Raw genomic sequence first — 20,811 nt, forward strand, 5'->3', positions numbered from 1 at the left:
AAAGATCTTGATTATGCTTGAGGTTGCAGTATCCAGAGTTTCACAGATCCAATTACTTTAACCGACGAACAATATATGAAATTCACAATACCGATAACCTCTTTTCTTATGTGTATTGCAACTATTGCCACGGCACAGGAAGTTACCATTCCCATTGAGACCAGGGACAATGCAGTGGTGCTCCGGGCTGATAGGGATAAAAATCTCGCAATGATCTACTTTGGCCCGAAGCTGATGTCCAGCGACGAATATATTCAAACAACCAGCGTTTTTAAACAGGCAACGGATTATTCGGGGGTGCTTGATGCTGCCTATACAGCTTCAGGTTCAAGAAACCTTGCTGAGCCGGCCATTACCGTTAAACATGCCGACGGGAACAGTTCTCTTGATTTAAGATACGTCAGACATACGGTAGAGAAAGAGAACAGTGATGTGAGCCTGCTTACTGTCCTGCTCAGGGACCCTCTTTATGATTTCGAAGTGCAACTGTTTTATAAATCGTATTTTAAGGATAACATAATCGAGCAGTGGAGCACCATCAGGCATGGGGAAAAAGGAGATGTACTGCTTGAAAAATTTGCTTCTGCCAACCTCCACCTTAAATCAGAGCGATTTTACCTCACCCAGTACCATGGGGACTGGGCCCGGGAGATGCAGCCTGAGGAATCCAGGATTACCCACGGGATCAAAACACTCGACTCAAAACTAGGCACACGTACAAATCTTTTTCAGCCCTCGGTATTTATGGTATCCATGGGCAGCCCTGCTACAGAAAATGAAGGTACTGTGCTTTTTGCTGCCACAGAATACAGTGGCAATTTCAGGACTGATCTTGAGCTTGACCATCAGGATAATCTTAGGATTATCTCCGGGATCAACAACTATGCTTCTACTTATTCGCTTAAGCCGGGTGAGCGTTTTGATACCCCGGTATTCCTTTATACCTTATCATCAAAGGGGAAAGGAGAGGCAAGCAGGAACCTGCAGTCCTGGGCAAGGAATTATAAGCTCCTGGACGGTAAAGGTGACAGGCTGGCGCTGCTGAACAACTGGGAGGCTACCTATTTTGATTTTGATGAACAGAAACTTTCTGTACTGCTCCGGGATACCAAAAAGCTTGGCGTGGATATGTTCCTGCTTGATGACGGATGGTTCGCAAACAAGTTTCCCCGGAACGGCGATACTGCAGGCCTGGGTGACTGGGAGGAAAACAGAAAAAAATTGCCCAACGGTATTGCCTCCCTAGTCAGGGAAGCCGGTGCAAACGGTGTTAAGTTCGGGATCTGGATAGAGCCTGAAATGGTAAACCCCAAAAGTGAACTCTATGGCAGACATCCGGATTGGGTGGTTAAACAGCCTAACCGGGAGGAGTTCTACTTCCGTAACCAACTCGTGCTTGACCTTTCCAATCCCGCTGTACAGGATTTTGTATTTGGTGTGGTTGACGGGCTGTTCTCCAAAAACCCAAAACTGGCCTATATCAAATGGGACTGTAATGCAGTTATATATAACGCCTATTCCGCCCATCTGAAAAACCAGTCGCACTTTTATATCGAATACATGAGGGGCCTTTATGCGGTGCTTGAAAAAATCAGAAACAAATATCCAAGGGTTCCGATGATGCTTTGCTCAGGCGGTGGAGGACGGGTAGACTATGCAGCCCTGAAATATTTTACGGAATTCTGGCCCAGTGACAATACTGATCCACTCGAAAGGATTTTTATGCAGTGGGAATATTCATATTTCTATCCGGCTATGGCCAGCTCCAACCATGTTACCGACTGGGGCAAGCAGCCTATAAAGTTTAGGACTGATGTGGCAATGATGGGAAAACTTGGCTTTGATATCGTAATCGCCAACCTAAATGAAAAGGATCTCAAATTCTGTCAGGATGCGGTTAAGAACTACAATGAACTTAAGTCCGTTATTTATCAGGGCGACCAGTACCGGCTTTCTGACCCAAGGTCTGCTAGCGTGGCTTCCATGCTCTATCTCAGCCCGGATAAATCTTCCGGTGTCATATTCAGCTTTCTGGTGAACAGCCGGTACGGGGAAGGGAGCCGTTTTCCGGTCAAACTGTTGGGGCTTGATGCCGGTAAACGTTATAGATGCATTGAAACAAACCTTTTTCCAGGGACGGGTTCAACCATAGATGCCCAGAAGGTTTATTCTGGGGATTTTCTGATGAAGGTAGGATTTAACCCGGATATCAGCTCATCCAGGACCAGTGCCATAATCAGGCTTGTTGAAGTGAAATAGTCTGTTTTAAAGGAAATAAACAGCGTGGATTAGGGAAGTTTTATGAGCGTCCACATCCATCATAAAAAGAAAAAACGGGAGTCAGACAGACTCTTGTCAGATAAAACATGTAAACCAGTTTAAAAGAGATAAGTTGTGAAAAATATTGTTTTAGGTGTTGATGTCGGAGGTTCACACATTACCTCCTCACTCATTGACCTGGATGCCAAAAAAGAGATTCCTGAAAGCCATGCACGAGACCGTGTGGATTCCGGCGCTGGGGCCGGGGCCATACTGGATGCCTGGGCCGCTGTAATGCGGAAATCGATAGGCTTTGCCCCATCCAAACTACTTGAGATCGGCATTGCCATGCCAGGCCCCATGGATTATGATAGGGGGATATGTTACATCAAAGATCAGGATAAATATAGGACGCTCTACGGGCTTCATCTCAAAACGATGCTTGCAGAACGCCTGGGAATCCTCCCGTCCTCTATTTATTTTAAGAATGATGCTGCCTGTTTTCTTAAAGGGGAGATTTTCAGTGGCAGCCTTGTAGGATTTGAGGATACAGTCGGGCTTACCCTGGGCACCGGACTTGGAAGCGCATATACTGTCAATGGTGAGGTCGAGGATGCAGGACTATGGCAGATGCCTTTTCTGGAGGGAATAGCGGAAGACTACCTTTCCACAAGGTGGTTCGTTAAACGTTACTTTGAGCTGAGTGGGACAGTGGTCAGGGATCTGAAAGAACTTGTCTCTGAGCAGATCGGTTCTCCTCATTTTACTGAGATATTCGCTGAGTTCAGTTATAATCTTTCCCTGTTCCTTTATAAGTTCATCAGAAAAAAAAATACGACTGCAGCGGTGATCGGTGGAAATATTGCACTTGCCCAAGAGTATTTTCTGGAAGATACAAGAAAACAGTTAAAGGAAATGATGGGATACAGTTTCCCTGTTCAGCATACATTGTTAGGGGAAGGGGCTGCGTTGATCGGCGCAGGAGCTGCGCGCTCACCAGCGGGACGCAACTGATCATGTGGGATATGGATTGTCTCCAGGGGCCTTTTCAGGAATCCCTGAGATCATTTTTACCATTATCATGTTCTTAGATTATTTCAGGGATATTGTAAACTTGATTCATTTCATATTGCCAATTATTTAACCGTTATTTCTATCCACCTGAAATTTTACGTTTAACATATCTGAGTTTTGCGAAGTGCAAAAAGAAAACTTGGGAGTCTGCCCGGGGAAATGTTCATATATAGTCCCCTTACAGGGGATAGGTTTTTCCGGGGATGGCTTTAGCTGTCATCTGCATTCTGGAAAGCTTTGATTTTAAAATTGTTAAGAGGTGATATAATGCAGCTGTCATACCGAAACTGGCCAATCAGAACAGTAAGAATGGATACTTGGTTTATGCAGAGAGTGATGACAGTAAGAATAGGAAAGTAGTCAGCAAAAGGGATCATTTTATTATCCGACAGGCTGGAGGGTATAAAAACGTTGGTTTTCAGGGGTGAGATGAGAGAATAAAGGATTATATTTAGATATGGGAAAAACAGAAATCATTATTTTAAGCATTATTATTCTTATGCCTCTGGCAGGCCCTGTTTGATTTAAGCCAACATGTGGTTGATCGGATGCGCCATTTTATAGGGGTGATGATTATAATATTTATACCCTTTTTCGGTCCGATCGCTTACCTGATCTACTCCCGCGTGAAATATGAATATAAGGATTAGTCTTGAGTTCCTTGAACGGGATCCTGGGAAATACCGGTTTTTTAATGATATCATCAATGCAGGTACTGATCCCTATGCTTATGAAGGTTTTGGTATATGTTTTGCCATTATGTATTTGGGAAATGATAGTGGAAATATCACACAAGATGTGGCGGTAACATCTTGATAATTGCGTAATCGATATTTATCTGGATTATTAAACTGAGCATATATGGGCTCCATGCCTGTTGCCACCTTTACCATTGAAAAAACAGCGGGCAGCATCCACCGCCCGCTGAGTCATCACTAACTATTACCTGAATTGAATTCATGCGTAAAAGCATCTTATTTATTTACCGGAGTTTACCGATGGAAGCAAAATAAATTTGATCAGGTTGTCCCCACTCAGATATTTATTTGCGGTAGCTTTGATGTTGTCCGGCGTTATTTTACCCAACAAACTGCTATAGCTATTGTTAACATCGAAATTTTCACCGGTCTGTAAGCAGTTGGTCAGATAGTTTAACCAATAACTGTTGGTATTCACAGAGGTTTCCCATTGTCTGCGCTCTTCAGCAACAAACTTTTCGACATTCACTATCGGCGGGCCCTCTGTTCTGAGTTTTTTGACCTCATCCAGGGCAGATGCAATTAATTTATCTACGTTTTCAGGTGAACAGCCAAAGGAAATTCCGAAGGTATAGGTCGGCTTAGGGAATTTTCCAACCGAATAGCTTGCTGATGGTGAATAAACACCGCCTTCTTCTTCCCGAAGTCTTTCTGTCAGCCTGATGCTCAATACTTCTTTAAGTGCGCTTAAGCTGATGTTGTTTTTTAAATTGTACTCATAAGGGCCTGAAAAGATCAGTTCCACTGTAGCCTTTGGTTCACTGCCCTTATAGACTGTTTTTGATATTTGGCCGCTCGGAATGGCGATGTTCAGGTCTTTTGCGCGGACTGTTTTGTTTGTGGATGGCAAAGCCCCAAGGTATTCTGCGAGCAATGGCTTGATGCTGTCCACATTAAAACTGCCCACAAAAGTAAAGGTAAACCCGCCTGCGTCTGCGAAACGTTCCTTGTAGATTTCATAAGCCCTGTCAAGGTTGATCTGTTCGATCTTCGCAATGCTTGGACCGGTACGGCGTATATTGTTGCCGCCCATTACTGCAGAAATGGTATCCTGGAATACGCTGCCGGGGTCATCGCCACGGTTTGCAAGTGATGCCTTTGAGCGGGTGATGATACTTTCAAATTGTGCCCTGTCCTTTCGTGGCTCTGTAAAGTAGCCATATAACAGTTCCATCGCCATTGGCAGGTCCTGGGGAACAGCATAACCGGTTACTGTTTGGTTGCGTTCACTGATACCCGTACGGACAGATAGATTTCGTCCTGTGAGGAATCTGCCCAGATCGGTCGCGTTGTAATTTCCTACCCCGAAACCGTTGATCAGAGCGGATGAATTTGCTGCTGACTGATAATCAGCATCCGGATAAAGTGAACTTCCCCCTGAAGAAAACCCGCTGAATGAAATTTCATTTGTTTTGTATTGGGTCGGTTTGAGTACGATACTGACGCCATTACTCAGCTTTAAACTGGTAATGCCCATCTTAATGTCTTTTTTTTCTGATATTATTTTTCCTCCGGTCCGCTTGCCGGCCAACAGGCTTTTTGAGTTCGCTTCTTCGGTGTATGGAGTGAGGGTTTCCGATTCAACCGAGGCGATCCATTGATTTAAGGTGGCCTCATCGGGTACCTCAGTCTTATCTTTGTCGGGGCTCATTATTAAAATGTCCCTATCTGTATCTTTAATGTAGTTTTTGGCGAGACTATTAAGCTCTTGCAGGGAAATTCCCGGTAACAGCTCTTTTATCAACCTGTTTTCGGCTTCCAGTCCCGGGGTTGCCTGTCCTTTTAAAAAGTGTTGCAGATAAGCATCTACATAGCTTTGTGATGGCATTTTGTCTTTTTCCTTATAGACTGCCTCAATCCGGCTATTGTAGTTCATTTTTGCCCGGGAAAGCTCCCCTTGGGTAAAACCGAATTTTTTTGCCCTAAGGCTTTCCCTCCAAACAGATTTAAATCCTTTTTCGAGATTGTCCCGCCCTGGTTTGGAAATCACATTGACAGCAAAGACATCGAATCCAGCGAACAGGGGACCGATGCTTGCACTTCCCTGGAGGAATTCGGGTTCCGGTTTACGGGATAATTCGTTATAACGGCCAGCAAGCATCTGGTTTACCAGCGAGCGCCCGATCGATAGCCTAAAATCTTCAGCAGTTTTCAGCTCTGAAGCTGTATGTTTCACCATCACCTGAACGATGGTAGCAGTCATCTCTTTATCGCTGACAGCAATAACCTGGTTTTTGCCACTGAGCGTTCCGCTGTATTTTATTCTCTGTTTTTCATGAATTGGATTTTTAAGATCGGAGAATTTTGCCCTGATTTCCCTTTCCATCGCATCTACATCGATATCCCCAACAATAATTACTGCCTGAAGATCAGGTCTGTACCAGTCTTTGTAAAAGGAGCGTAAAGTGTCCGGACTAAAGGTCTTCAGCACCTCGTCGGTTCCAATCGGCATTCTGCTGGCATACTTTGACCCATTAAGCAGCTTAGGAAAATATTCGTTCTGCATCCGCTCCTTGGCCCCTTTGCCAAGTCTTTTCTCCTCCAGGATGACACCTCTTTCCTTATCGATTTCTGAAGTTTCCAGCGTAAGGTCCTGAGCCCAGTCGCGCAGGATCTGCAATCCGTTTTTAACAATTTCAGGATCATCGGTTGGCAAAGGCAGCTGGTATACCGTCTCATCAAAACTTGTATAGGCATTGATGTCTGCGCCGAACCTGACACCCGCTTTTTGCAGATAGTCGATTAGCCTGTTTTTAGGGAAATGGGCAGTTCCGTTGAAACTCATGTGTTCCAAAAAGTGGGCAAGCCCCCTTTGCTGCTCAGTCTCCAAAATAGATCCGACTTTATTGGCCAGATAAAATACTGCCCTGTTTTTGGGTTCGGTATTGTGCCTGATATAGTAAGTGAATCCGTTGGCCAGTTTGCCTGTACGTACTGCAGGGTCCAGTTGCATTGGACCTGTTTGAGCAAAGCTACTTAGGCCGCCCGCCCATAGGAGTAATATGGTTAGCAGCTCCTGCCGCTTAAAGGTTCTATATATTTTCATTTTGCATGTTTTTTAAGAAAGTTTTTTTTCCGGTATTCTAATATAATATCCGGGGTTGTTCTTAGAGCATTTCCAATATCCCCTCATTTTCAATGATCATCATTCCCTGCCGGTCGGAGGTGATGCCCTCTTTTAGCTGATAGGTATAGCGGGGTATCTTTCCTTCCATCACCGTAGGTAAATAGGCAAACTGTATGTTTTCATCAGTTTGATCCAGCGCATCGCCAACTTCGATAATATGGGTGGATACGATATAAAAACACTTTTTGTACCTGGCAAATGCTGCTGTCACCGACAGTGTTCCATCATAAGCATCCTTCACATTGGTGCCTTTGAAGAGTTCATCAAAGAGTACTATAAGATTTTTTCCTTTGCTAACCTGCTCTGCAACAGTTTTAACCCTTAACACTTCGGCATAAAAGTGACTGTATCCCATGTTCAGATCATCATGAACATTGATGGAGGAGTAAAGCCCCTCGCGGACAGAGAATTCCATGTCTTTTGCTGCAACCGGGAAGCCCATGTGGGCAAGGTAAACCGCGACGCCCAATGCTTTCATCAGGGTTGATTTTCCCGCCATATTTGCCCCTGTCAAAAAGATCATGTTCTTTTGGCCGTCAAAGGTTACGGGATTTGTTGTGCCATTTATCAATGAAGGATGCCATAAAGCACTAGTCTTCATTTTATTATGGTTTTTGGGTAACGCGCTTGCATAAGAAAGCCCCCGTTCTTTTGCAATACCGCTTACAGAGATATAAACTTCCAATCGATAAAGACTATTTAGAACGGTTTCCATCTGATTGTGGAGCGTGTTTTTCAACAGATGGTCGTAGGCAGCGACTTTCATCAAGCTGAAATGTTTTACTTTCCGTTCTGCTGTGATCCACTCCAGCCGTGGGTCGGCAAATACTTCTAGCAACTTTTGTAACTCTACTGTATATGGATTAGTGTCCTGTTTTTTTATTTCAATGAGAAAGTCCCGGAAACAATTCAAAACCTCCACAGTTGCAAGCAGGCCCTGTTCGATTAGATTGAATTCAGGATCCCGCAGAAATGAATGTTGGAATTTTTTAACTATTAATCTAGCCAATGCAACTGAGTAAATACCCGCCGTACCCGAATTCAGATATGCTTCTGCTATTTTAAATACTTCCTTGTCAACTGGAAATTTAAAACTTAGATCCGTAAAGAACCGGAAAAGATTACTGCGGGAATTTATTTCTTCGTGACCAGTTAGGGGCTTGTGAAACATTTGTTCGAGCAACCGGCCGCCACCTTTTGTCTGAACCTGATTGAAAAGGTTATAAATAGAATTTGATTTATATTTACCCAGCAGGTTTAGGTCCTGAAGGGTTTGCTTGTCAGCGATAAAACCCTCATTTTCTTGTTCTGTTGTTGCCTCGAGGTTCCCCTCAAGCCCATCTCGCAGGGTTTCAAGAATTTTCTCATTGTTGATAATAATCATGCCATGGCGGTCTTCGGTTATGCCTGCTTCTAATTTGTAAGTGTAAACTGGCTTTGTCCCGTTCATGATGGTTGGCAAATACACAAAATTAATATTTGGGCATCGTTCTCTAAGCGTATCGCCGGCTTCAACAATGTGTGTCGAGATCACAAATACACTATTTCGATTCCTCGCAAAAGCTTCCGTAAAAGCAATTGTTGCTTCTGCTGCATCTTTGACATTTGTTCCACGGAACATCTCATCAAAAACGACAAACAGTCTCCGGTTCTTCAATTCCTGAGAAATCTTTTTAACCCTCAATACCTCGGCGTAAAAATGACTGGCACCCATGCCTAGATCATCCGGTAAGTTTATTGTGGTATAAATACCGCCCATTACCGCAAACTCCATCTTCGCTGCTGCAACCGGAAATCCCATATGGGCTAGGAACATAGCGACACTGAGCGATTTCATGAAAGTCGACTTGCCAGCCATATTTGCTCCCGTCAGAAAAATAACATTTCCTTCTGGCGATATCCGGATATCGTTAGGTATAGCATGTTCAACCTGTGGATGATACAAGCCGTTTATGCATGTCATGCGCACATCTTGGGGCAATGCAGTCGGATAACTGAAGTTACCTTCGCGTGCCACCCTTCCAACAGTGAGGTACACATCCGCATGATAAAGGTAATTTAATAGTCTATCAACGGCGTCGCGGTTGCGAAAACGAAGCAGGTCGTCGAACTTAACTAATGCACCAAATGTGAACTTTGCCTTATTCTCAAGTAAAGACAGAAAAACTGGCTGTGAAAGCAACGCCTTTGTAGCCTCCAGCTCACGATTATACTGGTTATTACCTTTCTGCGGTAGCTTGCCAAGAAACTCCTGGGTCAGGTTTAATAATGTAAAAATACCCTCTATTCCATTTTTAATCTGCGTAGTCATCAGGTCCCTGGCTAGGGCATTCGAAAACTTTTTGGCAACAGTATCGTCTTCAGCAGTCAGTTTGGTGCGCACATCTGTGTTCTCCATATAAATCTGAACCGCATCGAGAACGGAACTTTGAACGGGAAAGCTCAAACTGCTATCAGAATACTGCCTGATAATCTCTGTCCGATTGTTGATCTCTTCAGCATCGGATAGGGGATATTGGAACATCTTTTCTAATACCGATGCACCGCCTCTTGTTGCGCAAACATTAAAAATGCTGAAGATTGAATTACTTCCATGCCTGCCAAAAATGTTCAGGTCGTCCAATGTTTGCTTGTCTGTGTTGAATGTCATCAGTAATTATTTTCTCTTGCGTCTCAATAATAAAATCAACCCGAATAAAAACAATACTGCGGGCATCGCATATATGTACAAAATCTTCAGCATTCCGACCTGTTCGATCGAAACCTTAACGCTTTTGTCTTTGACATCAGGTCTTGTACTATCAATCGGAAACTCTCCGTAGTTAAGCCAGCTGAAAAGGGAAGTGTTAAACACAAAATTTCCAGTTCTCATATTATTTCGCTGAAGTTCTGAATTACTAAGAAAATCTGCATCTCCGGCCACTATGATTCGCTGCTCCTTTCCGTTGATTTTTCGTGTCAGGCTAACTACTGTGGTAATTGGGCCACGAAGATCGCCTTCTGCCGGTGAGTATGTTATCCTACCAATTGCAAGAGCCTTCTTTCTTCGCTCCGCTAGATCGCTGTTGGTGTTGTCGCCTTGTTCCTGAGGAACCTGAGTTTTTTCCTGGGCAGCTGAGGTATCAGCGGAAGTCATTGTTTCCAGGTCTAGTTTACGTTTTCTGTTCCAGGTAAGCTTCCCATTGGTAACCAGCAGTGGCTGTATATCAAAGCCACTTTCGTTACTATAGCTTAATCCCGCCGTTCCAGGCATAGAAACAATCAAACTGTCTTTCATATTTTTTGCAACAGCTTTTGAAAATCCACCTGCGAATTTTGTAAGGTAAGGCGTTATCAGGTTAGGAGCGAAATCCTTGCTCTGCTGTATAAGTGTTCCATCCATCAGTTGAACCCCTAACTTTTTTAACACTGGGTTGATTATGTTCTGCTTGCCAGGTTCTCCAGCGATAAGCAGGTTTCCGCCCTTGTCAATATAGTTCTGTAGTTTGATAAGTGCATCCGGATCAAATTCAATTTTTGGATCGGCGATTACCAGAGTAGTGACGCTGGCAGGAATATCCTGGTTTTCCAGCGATACTTCAGTAACGTCGAAGCCTTGATTCATCAAAGAATAACGGAATGTACGCTCGTTGTTCAGAATCTTATATTCACGTTCGCCAACTTTATTTATATCCCGCTCCAGATTGCCGGTAAGAAAAGCAATTTTGGGCATTTTGGTAGGCAATAGTCGGAGTAGGGCTGCTGAAACTTCTGTTTCACTCGGCCAGGTCTCCTGGTCATTGAAAACACGCAGGAAAGTGGTTTTGCCCTTGTATTTCAATTGCATCACATAACGATTCAACTCCGGCTTTAGGTCGATAATTTTTTTAATCTCTTCGGGTGTTTTCAACCGTGCTATTTTTGTATCCGAAAATTTAGCATGAATAGTGGCAACCTCCCTTAAACTTTTTCCTGGATAGGGGGTCAATGTTGTTGGATCATCGAAAGGAGTGTCATAATACCGAACCGTATTGATTATTATGTTGTTTTTGAAACGCATGTAGGGTTCCCATCGCGCCAGGTTATAATTATAGGTGGTGAAATCACCCAGATACCAAAACCTTGATAAAAGATTTGGATAGGCTGTGATCTCCAATGGCTCATCTCCCATGTTTTTTAAAATTTTCTGTGCCCCAACAGTAAGTGTTCTGGCCTTGTTGGACGTTGAGTCGTAATAACCGATCAGACTGGGAATAGAGCTCACATATCCAATGATTAGCGCAGAAATGATAACGCCAATATAACGGGCCGATTTTAACACTACTGGTTTGGATTCCATTCCACCTTTTAGTTTAAAGATGGTGAGGCCAAGGAAGATGTATACGATCACAACAAAGTAAATCACATCCTTTGTCGTCAACAGTCCGTTTAGCATTTTTTCGGTCCGCCCTGCAATGGAAAGGAAGTAAGTAAGCTCCCTTATGAAATCAATACCTTGCCATAACCTTCCTACATAATATAAAATGCCTATCATCAGAAATGTACAGACTGCTGCCACCACCTGATAAGTAGTAAGAGAAGACATAAACAAACCTACAGCCGAATAAGCACACAGCAAAAGGAAGAAGCCCAGCGCTCCGGTTAAAAGCATTCCCGTTTCCGCAGATTGTATCTGAATCGAACCAGATGCAATAAATATGCCCACAATGCCTACAAGCAAAAGGCTGTAAATCATCATGGCCAGGAATTTACCGAAGACAATCTCATGAACCTGTACTGGCGAAGAATACAGCAGCTTGATCGTACCGCTACTGGTCTCGCGACTGATCAAGCCCATTGTGAGAAGTGGTATATATAGGTATAAATTCTCTATAACGCCGGTAAATAACCCGCGCGGACCAAGAAAAACGCTAGCTGTCAAACTTCGGATCCAGCTCAAATCTCCGCCCATTTCCTGGATCTTTGCTATATATTCCAGTTGTCCAGTATAGGTTACTGCACATTGGATCAGAAATACGATCATGATGAACCATGCAATAGGGGAGTAAAATAAGTAACGTAATTCTGTTTTGGCTATTCTGAAAATCGTTTTCATTAATTCTTAAGTTGATTTGATTTGTTGGATAGTTGTTTAAATATTTCATCGAGAGCACTTTTATCGAGCGTTAACTCCCGAAGTCGCCATCCGTTGTTTACGCTTGCAGTTACTACTGCCTCAGTTATGTCCTGATCTCCATTAAAATAGACACGGAACGTTCTCGGAGTCAGTGAATCCACGTTGGTAACTCCATTTATTTTTAGTAACTCAGCCGGAGCTGGCGGGTTCTCCAAAGTAATCAGCATGCTATGCGGCTCGACGTAATTATTGAAAGCATCCATAGTGTCCGAAAATACAATCTGTCCGTCCTCGATCATAACAATGTCCCTACATAGGACTTCGACCTCAGATAGGATGTGTGAAGAGAAAATTACGGCTCTATCGGTTGCAATATCTTTTATTAAAGCCCTAACCTCGGTGATCTGATTGGGATCCAGGCCATTGGTAGGTTCGTCTAAAACGACGAGCTTAGGTTTATGAACAATAGCCTGGGCAATTCCCACCCGCTGGCGGTATCCCCCAGAAAGATTGCGGATAAGGCGCTTGCTGAAATGGTCGATGTTACATTTAATTTTTGCCTCTTTTACTGCCTCCTTTATTGTCCCGCTGGGCATCAGCCTCAGCCCGGCACAATAGTTCAGGTATTCATCTACCGTTAGATCCATATAAAGAGGCGGATTTTGAGGGAGGAAACCAATTTGTTTCTTGGCTTCTTGTGGCTGTTCTCGCATGCTGATGCCATCAATGTAGATTTGACCTTCCGTTTGGTTGAGTGCACCGCAGAGGATGTTCATAATAGTGGACTTTCCCGCGCCGTTTGAGCCCAGTAGTCCCACTATGCCAGTTCGAGGAATTTCCATGTTGATGTCGCGTACCGCCCAGGATAGGGCATAGCGATGCGACAGATTTTCAATCTTTACAATTGATTCTTTCATTTGTTGATGTTTTTTTAAAATGGGATTCTGCATAGCAAGTCAGGGCGCACCAAATCCTGGTGCACCATAACTGCAACTATATCATTATTAATAGCCTGGATTCTGGGTTAAAAACGGGTTAAAATCTCGTTGACTTTGCGGAATTGGGAATAAGGCATCCGTACTTTGCCAGAAAGCTGGTTTTTCGGTTCCTAAAACCTGATCGATTGTCCCTGTCCTTTTTAGGTCGTACCACCTGTGGCTATTTTCACAGAAAAATTCTACCCTGCGCTCCTTCAGAATTGCTGTTATAATAGCGGCCGAATTTACCGGGCCACTATAAGGTGCAAGCCCTACCCGTGCAAGATTCCGGATCCTTCCTAAATCAGTTATGGCGTCGGTATTTTTCTCCTGGCGGGCAAATGCTTCCGCTCTTATAAAATACATTTCAGATAGCCTGAATAATATATAATCTTCCGCCGGGCTTCCGTCAACAGTTCTCTGCTTATATTTCGCGGGATAGATGTAGGCATTTCCTAAAACAGTTTTTGACCCTAACCACTGCGTTTTACGCAAATCCCCGGTTTCAAATGAATTTATCATCAATGGTGAGACAATGTAATTTGGGTACCTGCTATTGGTAGGGCTTATCGGTATAAAATTGAATGCTTCCCCGGTTTGGGCAAAGGTAGCATTTGACGGTAGCTGCCAGATTGCTTCTCTACTATCCTTAAGAAAAATTGAGGCTAGGGGAGCCATGCTGTAAACGCCTGAAGAGATAACATCTGTTGCTGCAACCTCCGCGTTGTTCCATTGACCACGATATAAGTAGACTCTGGCTAAAAATGCGTTCACGACCATCTTATTCGGTCTAGCCCTGCCCGCTGAAGGATAGTCATCCATCACCAGGCGTTTAGCGTCTGTAAGATCGCTCATGATCTGAGCGTAAACTGCATCAACGGATGCCCGCGGCTCACGTCTATTCCGCTCATAGTCGGTAGTGGTGATTATCGGAACCCCACCAAATAGGTTTACCAGATAAAAATAGGTATATGCCCTTGTGAATTTCGCCTCACCGATCAGCTGATTTTTGAGCTTTGCACTGATCACTTGAGTGCCCTCGATATTCTCTAAACATGAATTTATCCGAAAAAGGTTCGAGTACGCATCGCTCCATAGCGCAGTAGATCGTCCGTCCATAGCGGTCATGTTGTTCGTCTGAACAGCCAAATCGGTAGGGAATGCACTTGGAGATGTACTAAGTTCATCACCCGTTAGCCCAGTAGCGATGGTAATGCTACCGCTGTAAAAGTTCATGGTGCTAGGTCCAAAGCCGGTATAAATGCTCGCCCATGCGTTCATAACACCAGCGCTGTCGGCAAACAGCACCGTTCCAGGGATTTGACTCGCTGGATTGGGTGGGATTTCAATTAGTTTTGTACAAGAGCTTAGATATGCAGACACCATACAGAGGATGGCCGCAGATTTTATATAATGTATTTTCATGTCCTGATTATTATAGATTAATGGAAAGGCCACCAACAATCGTCCTTTGAAGTGGCTGGGTAAATAGACTCGTGACAGATTCCGGATCTCCAACCTCAAAATTGCTGATCACGAATAAGTTCTCGGCATTGACATAAACCTGTAAACCTTTAACTCCAATTTTCTTCAGCAAACCGCTAGGAAGAGAGTAAGATAGGCTTGCCATCTTTAGTCTTGCATATGTCGATTCGGTGTAGGCTCCAGTTGAGCCAACAAATTTTAGCGCTGGACCATCATACTGCGCTACTGGGTTTGTGGTAAATTTCTGTAATTCAGAAATGTCGCCTGGTTTTTGCCAGCGTGACAATGCTTGCACAGGAAGATTGCTCATTTGACCTGGAATAGCGGACTGGGTATATAAAGTCGCCAGCCAGTTGGTAGTCATTCCCTTTGAAAATTGAAACAGGAAAGACAAACTAAAATTCTTATAGGTCATCGTGTTTCCCAATCCCCCGAAGAACTCAGGCGTGATATCGACCAAAAGTTCCCGATCGTTCTGCCCAGGGTCTGATGTAGTCCCACCATTTTTTGTATAGAACTCGAATAGACCTGTTTGCGGGTTCACCCCCTTGTATCTAAAGGCGGGCTTTGTCGTAATGGGCTTTCCAATTTCATATTCTCCGAAATAAGCCGAATTTGCCAAATCAGGAAAAGCCAACAATTTGTTGCGATTACCTGATATATTGAAGTTGGTCGTCCATTTGAAGTTTGGGGTTTTGATATTGGTCGTGCTCAAGGTGAACTCTAAGCCTCTATTCTGCAAAGTTGCCGGCGAGTTTTCTATAACTACAGACTTTCCAGTTTGAGCTGGCAGACGTGCATTGATGAGCTGATTTCCGATACGACTTTGATACCAGGTAGCATTCAGCAATATACGGTCATTCAGAAATCCAAGGTCGATGCTGGTATTCAGGGTTTTTTTAAGGTCCCAACTGTAATTCGGGTTATAGAGGTTTGCCGGTTGATAAGGCCTTGTTCCCTGGAATAGCGCTCCAAAATCTGCCGCTTCCCAGAATGTTTGGTATCGGTATGGGTCTACCGCATCCGTTCCGGTTGTTCCGAAACTGGCAGATAGTTTTCCATAGCTTAGAAACGATAGAAAGTTTTTTACTGGTTTTTCCTCTGAAAAAATCCATCCAAGTCCGGCAGAACCAAAATTCCCGAACTTCTTGCTAGGGCCAAAATTACTCGATCCATCCCTTCTCCCTGTAACGCTCGCAATGTACTTCTGGTCCCAGATATAACCTATTCTACCGAATACACCCGTATATTTGTAAATCCGGCCGTCATCAGGAATAACAAGGACAGAAGCTGCCCCTGCTACAGATCCTAATAAGGCATCGTTGGCATAATCATTTCCCAGAATTGTCGATCTATCCTGGACATTCTTTTTGTAGGTTCCGCCTATTAACACAGAAAGGTCGCCCTTGCCAATTCTATTCTTATAGTTCAGCTGAGGCTCTATATTTATGGTCTGGGAATTATTATTGCCAAAACCCGCCGAAGACCTTCCTGAAGTAGGAGACTGGGATGATAACGGATCTTGCTGTAATTCCGACGTATTATTTCGGTTATAGCCAACATTGACATTAGCCTTAAAATTTCGGAAAAACTCGTAAGATATCGCTATAGAGTTATTCATGTTGGTGGATTGGGTCCGGTCCACCTTGTTTAGTTTTCCGAGCGTTTGGAAATCGTCGAGACTTACGCCCCGGTAATCCCAAACTAATCTGCCTTGCGCATCTAACAAGTCCGGGTAATTAGGCGGCGTTAGAATATTACGCACAACGGATGCCGCAGATGATGCCTGATTATCCTGGTAAGCTAAATCCGAAATTATCCCCACAGCAAGCTTTCCATCGGGACTGTTATAATTAAATCCTGAGTGAAAAGTATAAACGCTGTTAGAAAGGTTGCCTGGGAAATTGTAGCCCTGACGGTTTAACCCTCCAGATACTATGAAATTCATATTGTTGCTTCCGCCAGAAAAACTACTGTGAACATTAGTGTTAATGGGGTTGTTTCTCAAAAGGTAATTATACCAGTCTGTATTCTTATTCTGGTCGAACACAGTAAGGTCAGGAGCATAAGTTGTTGATGAAAAGGGGTTTGTGCCCTGCAGGTCGTTAATATTTATGCCATCGTTTGCAAATGCTTCCAGCCTCATCGCTCTGTATTGCTGGGTATTCAGCATAGTCACTGTACTGGTTGACATATCTATACCCGTTCTCATAGATAAAGAGAGTTGTGGCTTGCCCGCTTTTCCTTTTTTGGTGGTGATCAAAACGACGCCGTTCGCACCCTGGCTGCCGTAGATAGATGTCGCATCCGCATCCTTAAGCACGGTTACACTTTCAATATCCGAAGGGTTGATCGTGCTGAAAGGGCTTAGGCCAGTTGAATTTTCGGTACCTGGGCTCAGAAAGCCAGGAAGGGTATTTATATTGTTATTTTGAGCGGCCATTGGTATCCCATCGACAATGAATAGGGGCTGATCATAAGGACTGATCCCTGAGTCTCCATTACGCAGGGTATTCTGCCCCCTGATTTGAACTCTCACCGCTGCACCAGGAGCACCCGAGCTGGTCGTCAAGGCCATTCCCGGCACTTGACCCTGCAATGCAAGAAGAACGTTTGAAACCGGATGCTTTTCGATGTCGGCAGCAGTAACTGTGGTTACAGCGCCTACGTTAAATCGCTTTGTTGTAGTTCCATAGGCAATAACCTGAACCTGATCCAAATCGGAGGTTCCCTGCTTAAGTATGTACAGTAAAGAATTCATTCCCTGTCTCACATTTACAGTCTCCTCAAGCTTTTTATAACCAACATATGTGACACTGATCTTATAGTTTCCCTCGGGTATGGATGGAAATTCAAACCGCCCTGTATTATCAGAGGTGGCATTATAGGATTTAGCTCCCCTCAATGACACTGATGCTCCGATTAACTTGTTTCCCAATGTATCGCTTACGGTTCCATTAACATTCTGATTGAATGCGAGTGCAGATTTGACACGCGCTTCCAATTGGTCCATAAATGAAATCTCCCTGGCTTTGATTACAATTATTTTGTCTTTTATTGTAAAGTCCAGGTCCTGGTCTTTGAATACAATTTTTAGGGCGGATTCGAGGTTTTCATTGTTTAGGTTCACACTGACCCGTTTTGATTTTTCCAATAAGCGAAAATCAAAAACAAAGTCATAGCCTGTCTGGCTCCGGATCTTTGAAATTACCGATTCTAATGGTGCGTTTTTTTCCTTTAAGGTTACATACTGTGCAAAGCTCGTAGCAGATACCTGCATTAGAGAGGTGAATAGAATTATTATGACTAGCTTCATAATCAATAACAATTTGTGCGGTAGCCGCAGTTTGGGCATACCTAGGTTAAAAGCATATTTATTCATACTTTTGTAGTGGTTTGAGTTGATAAGGTTGTTGAGTAAATAATTTTTCCCGCCTTTGGTGGGATGGTTAGCTCAAACTTTGGAGGGCGGTGTTAGTAGCACTGCCTTCCTGCTTTAAAGCCTGCCTTTAAGCCCTAGCTTTCCTGTCGTAAGTTTGTTGTCATGGTTCTTCTGAGTTTGGTTTGGTTGATATTTAGTTGATTTTGTTTTTTTTAGTTGTAGGGCATTACGGTGACCAGCTTTCCTTCGATCTTAAACCGGCTATGGCTGGCTGAGGCAATCCTTTCAAGAACTGCCGACAATGGTCTGTCCCTTGAAATCTGACCGATTAGAGGCGTTGATCTTTCGTCATTGCTCTGGTATATGATTTTAACATCGTACCAGCGTGCAACATCCTTCAACACGTTTTCCATTGTTTCACCACGGAATTGGAAATCATTTCTTATCCATGCGGTCTCCATATCTGTATCTGCAGGGAATATATTTATTTTTCCCTGTTTCAAAACAGACTGCTCATTGGGTTTCAGCACAACCGCCGTTTGACTGCCCGGCGATGATGTTGAATGGCTAGAGAACTGACCTGAAAGGGGAGCAATTTTGACAGATCCTTCCAGAAGGGTTGTTTTTGTACGGCTTTCTTCCGCATAACTCCTGATATTGAAATGGGTGCCCAGGACCTCCAGCTGCTGATCTTTTGACCTGACAACAAAAGGGTGGTCGCGGTCTTTGTAAACCTCCAGATAGGCCTCTCCACTGATCTCTACTGTCCGGCTGTTGCCGGTGAAATGCATGGGGAATTTAATCGTTGAGGCGGCATTCAGCCATACTCTGGTGCCGTCAGGTAAGGTGAAAATATAGCTCCTGCCATTAGCAGTTGATGCCGTCAGCATTTGGGTTCCATTAGAAGGATTTTGATTTTTATCCTGCTGAGTAGTTTTTATGGCGGTACCGTCACTATAAATGATCTCCGAATTGCTAGTTATCACTTCACTTTTTTTGCCGTCCAGCTCAATTGTTCTACCGTCGGCCATTGTTAGGGTCGCACCTTTTCTTCCAGGAGCGATATCATTCACGATCAGGTTCACAGAACCTGACGAGGGACTGCTGTTATGCAAAGAGTTGAAAAAATATATTCCGATACTGACAATTAGGACGGCGGCCAGGCCCGCGATCCACTTGTAGTTTATGATGTTGATTACAACCGGTACTTTTGTTTCTTTCTCCGTAGGCGAACTGTTCAGTTTTGCCAGACCCGTTAACGTTTTTTTCCAGGTTGCATCTGCATCAATATTTCCAAATCTGGAAAGCTTATCACGTAACTCGTCCTTTTTAGAAAAACCTGTAAGAAATAGCCTGTTTGCGTCGACCTCAAGCCATTTGTCCAGCGCTGTGCGCTGCTCAGCAGAAAGGGAATCCTGAAGGTATGCAGTGATCAGTTCCGCAATATGGAAGGGGTTTTCGGCCATTAGTGTGAAGTCAGGTTTGTTAGTGATGGTTTTTTAAATAGTAGAACACGCTCACCCAGGCAAACAACCCATGAAATAAAAAATATTTTTTACAACCTTCGGTCGAGCAGCAAAAGGGCCAGTGTAAGGGCAGAGGAAATACCTTTTTTTAACAGCGCCGTTTTAAGCAATTCTACCGATCTGGTTTTGTAATTACGCACTGTTTGTACGTTGATACCCAGTTCCAAAGCTATTTCATCGGTTTTTTGCTGCTCGAAATAAATCCGCTTAAATACTTCGCGGTAATTTTCGGGAAGCAGTTCAATCTCCCGGTGCATTGCCTGCAGTACTTCGGATTCAACAATTTTATATAAGATATCTTCCGATGAATCTTCGAGTTCCTGATGGTAGGCCTGCTGGGCGGCCGATTTTACCTTAAGATGCCGGAGGTGGTTCAGGCATGCATTCCGGCAACTTACATATAAAAAACTTTTGAGCTTATGGGCATTTTCAAAATCAGATCTGCGTTCCCAGAGTTTAACAAAGCATCCGGCAACAATGTCTTCGGCTTCAGCCTCGTCACCGATCATCCTTGATGCGAAATATCCTAAAGATTTTTGGTGAAGTTTAAAAAAATAAGACAGCGCCGATTCATCACCCTTTGCCAGGGATGCCATCCAGTTGCTCTCTTCCCATAAATCATTGGCTGCCATTTTATGCGCGTTAAATTCCCAGCGCAATATCATATTATTTATTGAAAGGACAAAGTATGTATTTCGGTGAAACGAATGCCTGCTCCCATTATATTGGCACGTGTATGAAGTTTCCAATATCTTATTTGTTAAATAGGATATTGTCACATTCCCGGCCCGTGTGCCATTTATAATATTAATGTATGCTAAAAAGTGTTAAAAATTGCACGAAAAGTATTAATTGAACTGATTGAAAGTTTGTGTTCTTTATAAAGAACTTAATTAATAATACCCATGAACGAATTAACAAAAAGAACGGTTATCATTGTTGCATCAGTAATCCTTGCAGGATTTGACCTCATCTCATCATTTAACCAGACTGAAGATGAATATAGGACATCTTCCGGCTGCCAGGGCCCAGATGCAGTAGGCATAGCTTGTGTTAAAGTGCCGGTGGCAGACTATCGCCACCAAATCAGTCCGGGGGATAGTGTGCGGTCAAAGCAGAATGAATAGA

11 protein-coding genes are annotated in these 20,811 nt (G+C 43.6%); 3 read left to right on the top strand and 8 right to left on the bottom strand.

What is annotated here, in order from left to right; translation table 11 throughout:
• Window positions 1-75 precede the first annotated feature (75 nt).
• Together R2R28_RS11855 and R2R28_RS11860 are read left to right on the top strand one after the other, a co-directional pair.
• Window positions 76-2,259, top strand: a complete 2,184-nt coding sequence (locus R2R28_RS11855; protein ID WP_316825898.1) for an alpha-galactosidase — start codon at window positions 76-78, stop codon at window positions 2,257-2,259.
• A 135-nt stretch (window positions 2,260-2,394) separates the two neighbouring features.
• Window positions 2,395-3,273, top strand: a complete 879-nt coding sequence (locus R2R28_RS11860) for an ROK family protein (protein ID WP_316825899.1) — start codon at window positions 2,395-2,397, stop codon at window positions 3,271-3,273.
• Window positions 3,274-4,311: 1,038 nt separating this feature from the next.
• On the opposite strand, the gene R2R28_RS11865 is transcribed toward R2R28_RS11860, so the two are convergent.
• The 8 genes from R2R28_RS11865 to R2R28_RS11900 all read right to left on the bottom strand — a co-directional run bounded on the left by R2R28_RS11865 (window position 4,312) and on the right by R2R28_RS11900 (window position 20,315).
• Entirely contained in the window at window positions 4,312-7,137 is a 2,826-nt protein-coding gene (locus R2R28_RS11865; RefSeq protein WP_316825900.1) for a M16 family metallopeptidase, read from the bottom strand.
• A 61-nt stretch (window positions 7,138-7,198) separates the two neighbouring features.
• On the bottom strand, window positions 7,199-9,868 hold the full coding sequence (locus tag R2R28_RS11870; RefSeq protein ID WP_316825901.1) for a MutS-related protein: 2,670 nt from the start codon (window positions 9,866-9,868) through the stop codon (window positions 7,199-7,201).
• Between the two features lie 6 nt (window positions 9,869-9,874).
• Entirely contained in the window at window positions 9,875-12,292 is a 2,418-nt protein-coding gene (locus tag R2R28_RS11875; RefSeq protein WP_316825902.1) for a Gldg family protein, read from the bottom strand.
• Window positions 12,292-13,230 carry an ABC transporter ATP-binding protein gene (locus R2R28_RS11880; RefSeq protein ID WP_316825903.1) on the bottom strand — a complete coding sequence of 313 codons (939 nt, stop codon included), beginning with the start codon at window positions 13,228-13,230 and terminating at the stop codon, window positions 12,292-12,294. Before R2R28_RS11880 ends, R2R28_RS11875 begins: the two co-directional genes overlap by 1 nt.
• 87 nt (window positions 13,231-13,317) lie before the next feature.
• A complete protein-coding gene (locus tag R2R28_RS11885) occupies window positions 13,318-14,715 on the bottom strand; it encodes a RagB/SusD family nutrient uptake outer membrane protein (RefSeq protein WP_316825904.1) in 1,398 nt (465 codons plus the stop codon).
• Window positions 14,716-14,725: 10 nt separating this feature from the next.
• Complete coding sequence (locus R2R28_RS11890) at window positions 14,726-18,157, bottom strand: SusC/RagA family TonB-linked outer membrane protein (protein ID WP_316825905.1); 3,432 nt, start codon at window positions 18,155-18,157, stop codon at window positions 14,726-14,728.
• 212 nt (window positions 18,158-18,369) lie between these two features.
• A complete protein-coding gene (locus R2R28_RS11895; RefSeq protein WP_316825906.1) occupies window positions 18,370-19,623 on the bottom strand; it encodes a FecR family protein in 1,254 nt (417 codons plus the stop codon).
• 89 nt (window positions 19,624-19,712) lie between these two features.
• Window positions 19,713-20,315 carry an RNA polymerase sigma-70 factor gene (locus R2R28_RS11900; RefSeq protein ID WP_316825907.1) on the bottom strand — a complete coding sequence of 201 codons (603 nt, stop codon included), beginning with the start codon at window positions 20,313-20,315 and terminating at the stop codon, window positions 19,713-19,715.
• 273 nt (window positions 20,316-20,588) lie between these two features.
• On the opposite strand from R2R28_RS11900, the gene R2R28_RS11905 reads away from it, so the two are divergent.
• A complete protein-coding gene (locus R2R28_RS11905; RefSeq protein ID WP_316825908.1) occupies window positions 20,589-20,810 on the top strand; it encodes a hypothetical protein in 222 nt (73 codons plus the stop codon).
• The last annotated feature ends 1 nt before the right edge of the window (window position 20,811 follow it).

Source organism: Pedobacter miscanthi (assembly GCF_032678605.1).
Taxonomy (GTDB): Bacteria; Bacteroidota; Bacteroidia; order Sphingobacteriales; family Sphingobacteriaceae; genus Pedobacter; species Pedobacter miscanthi_A.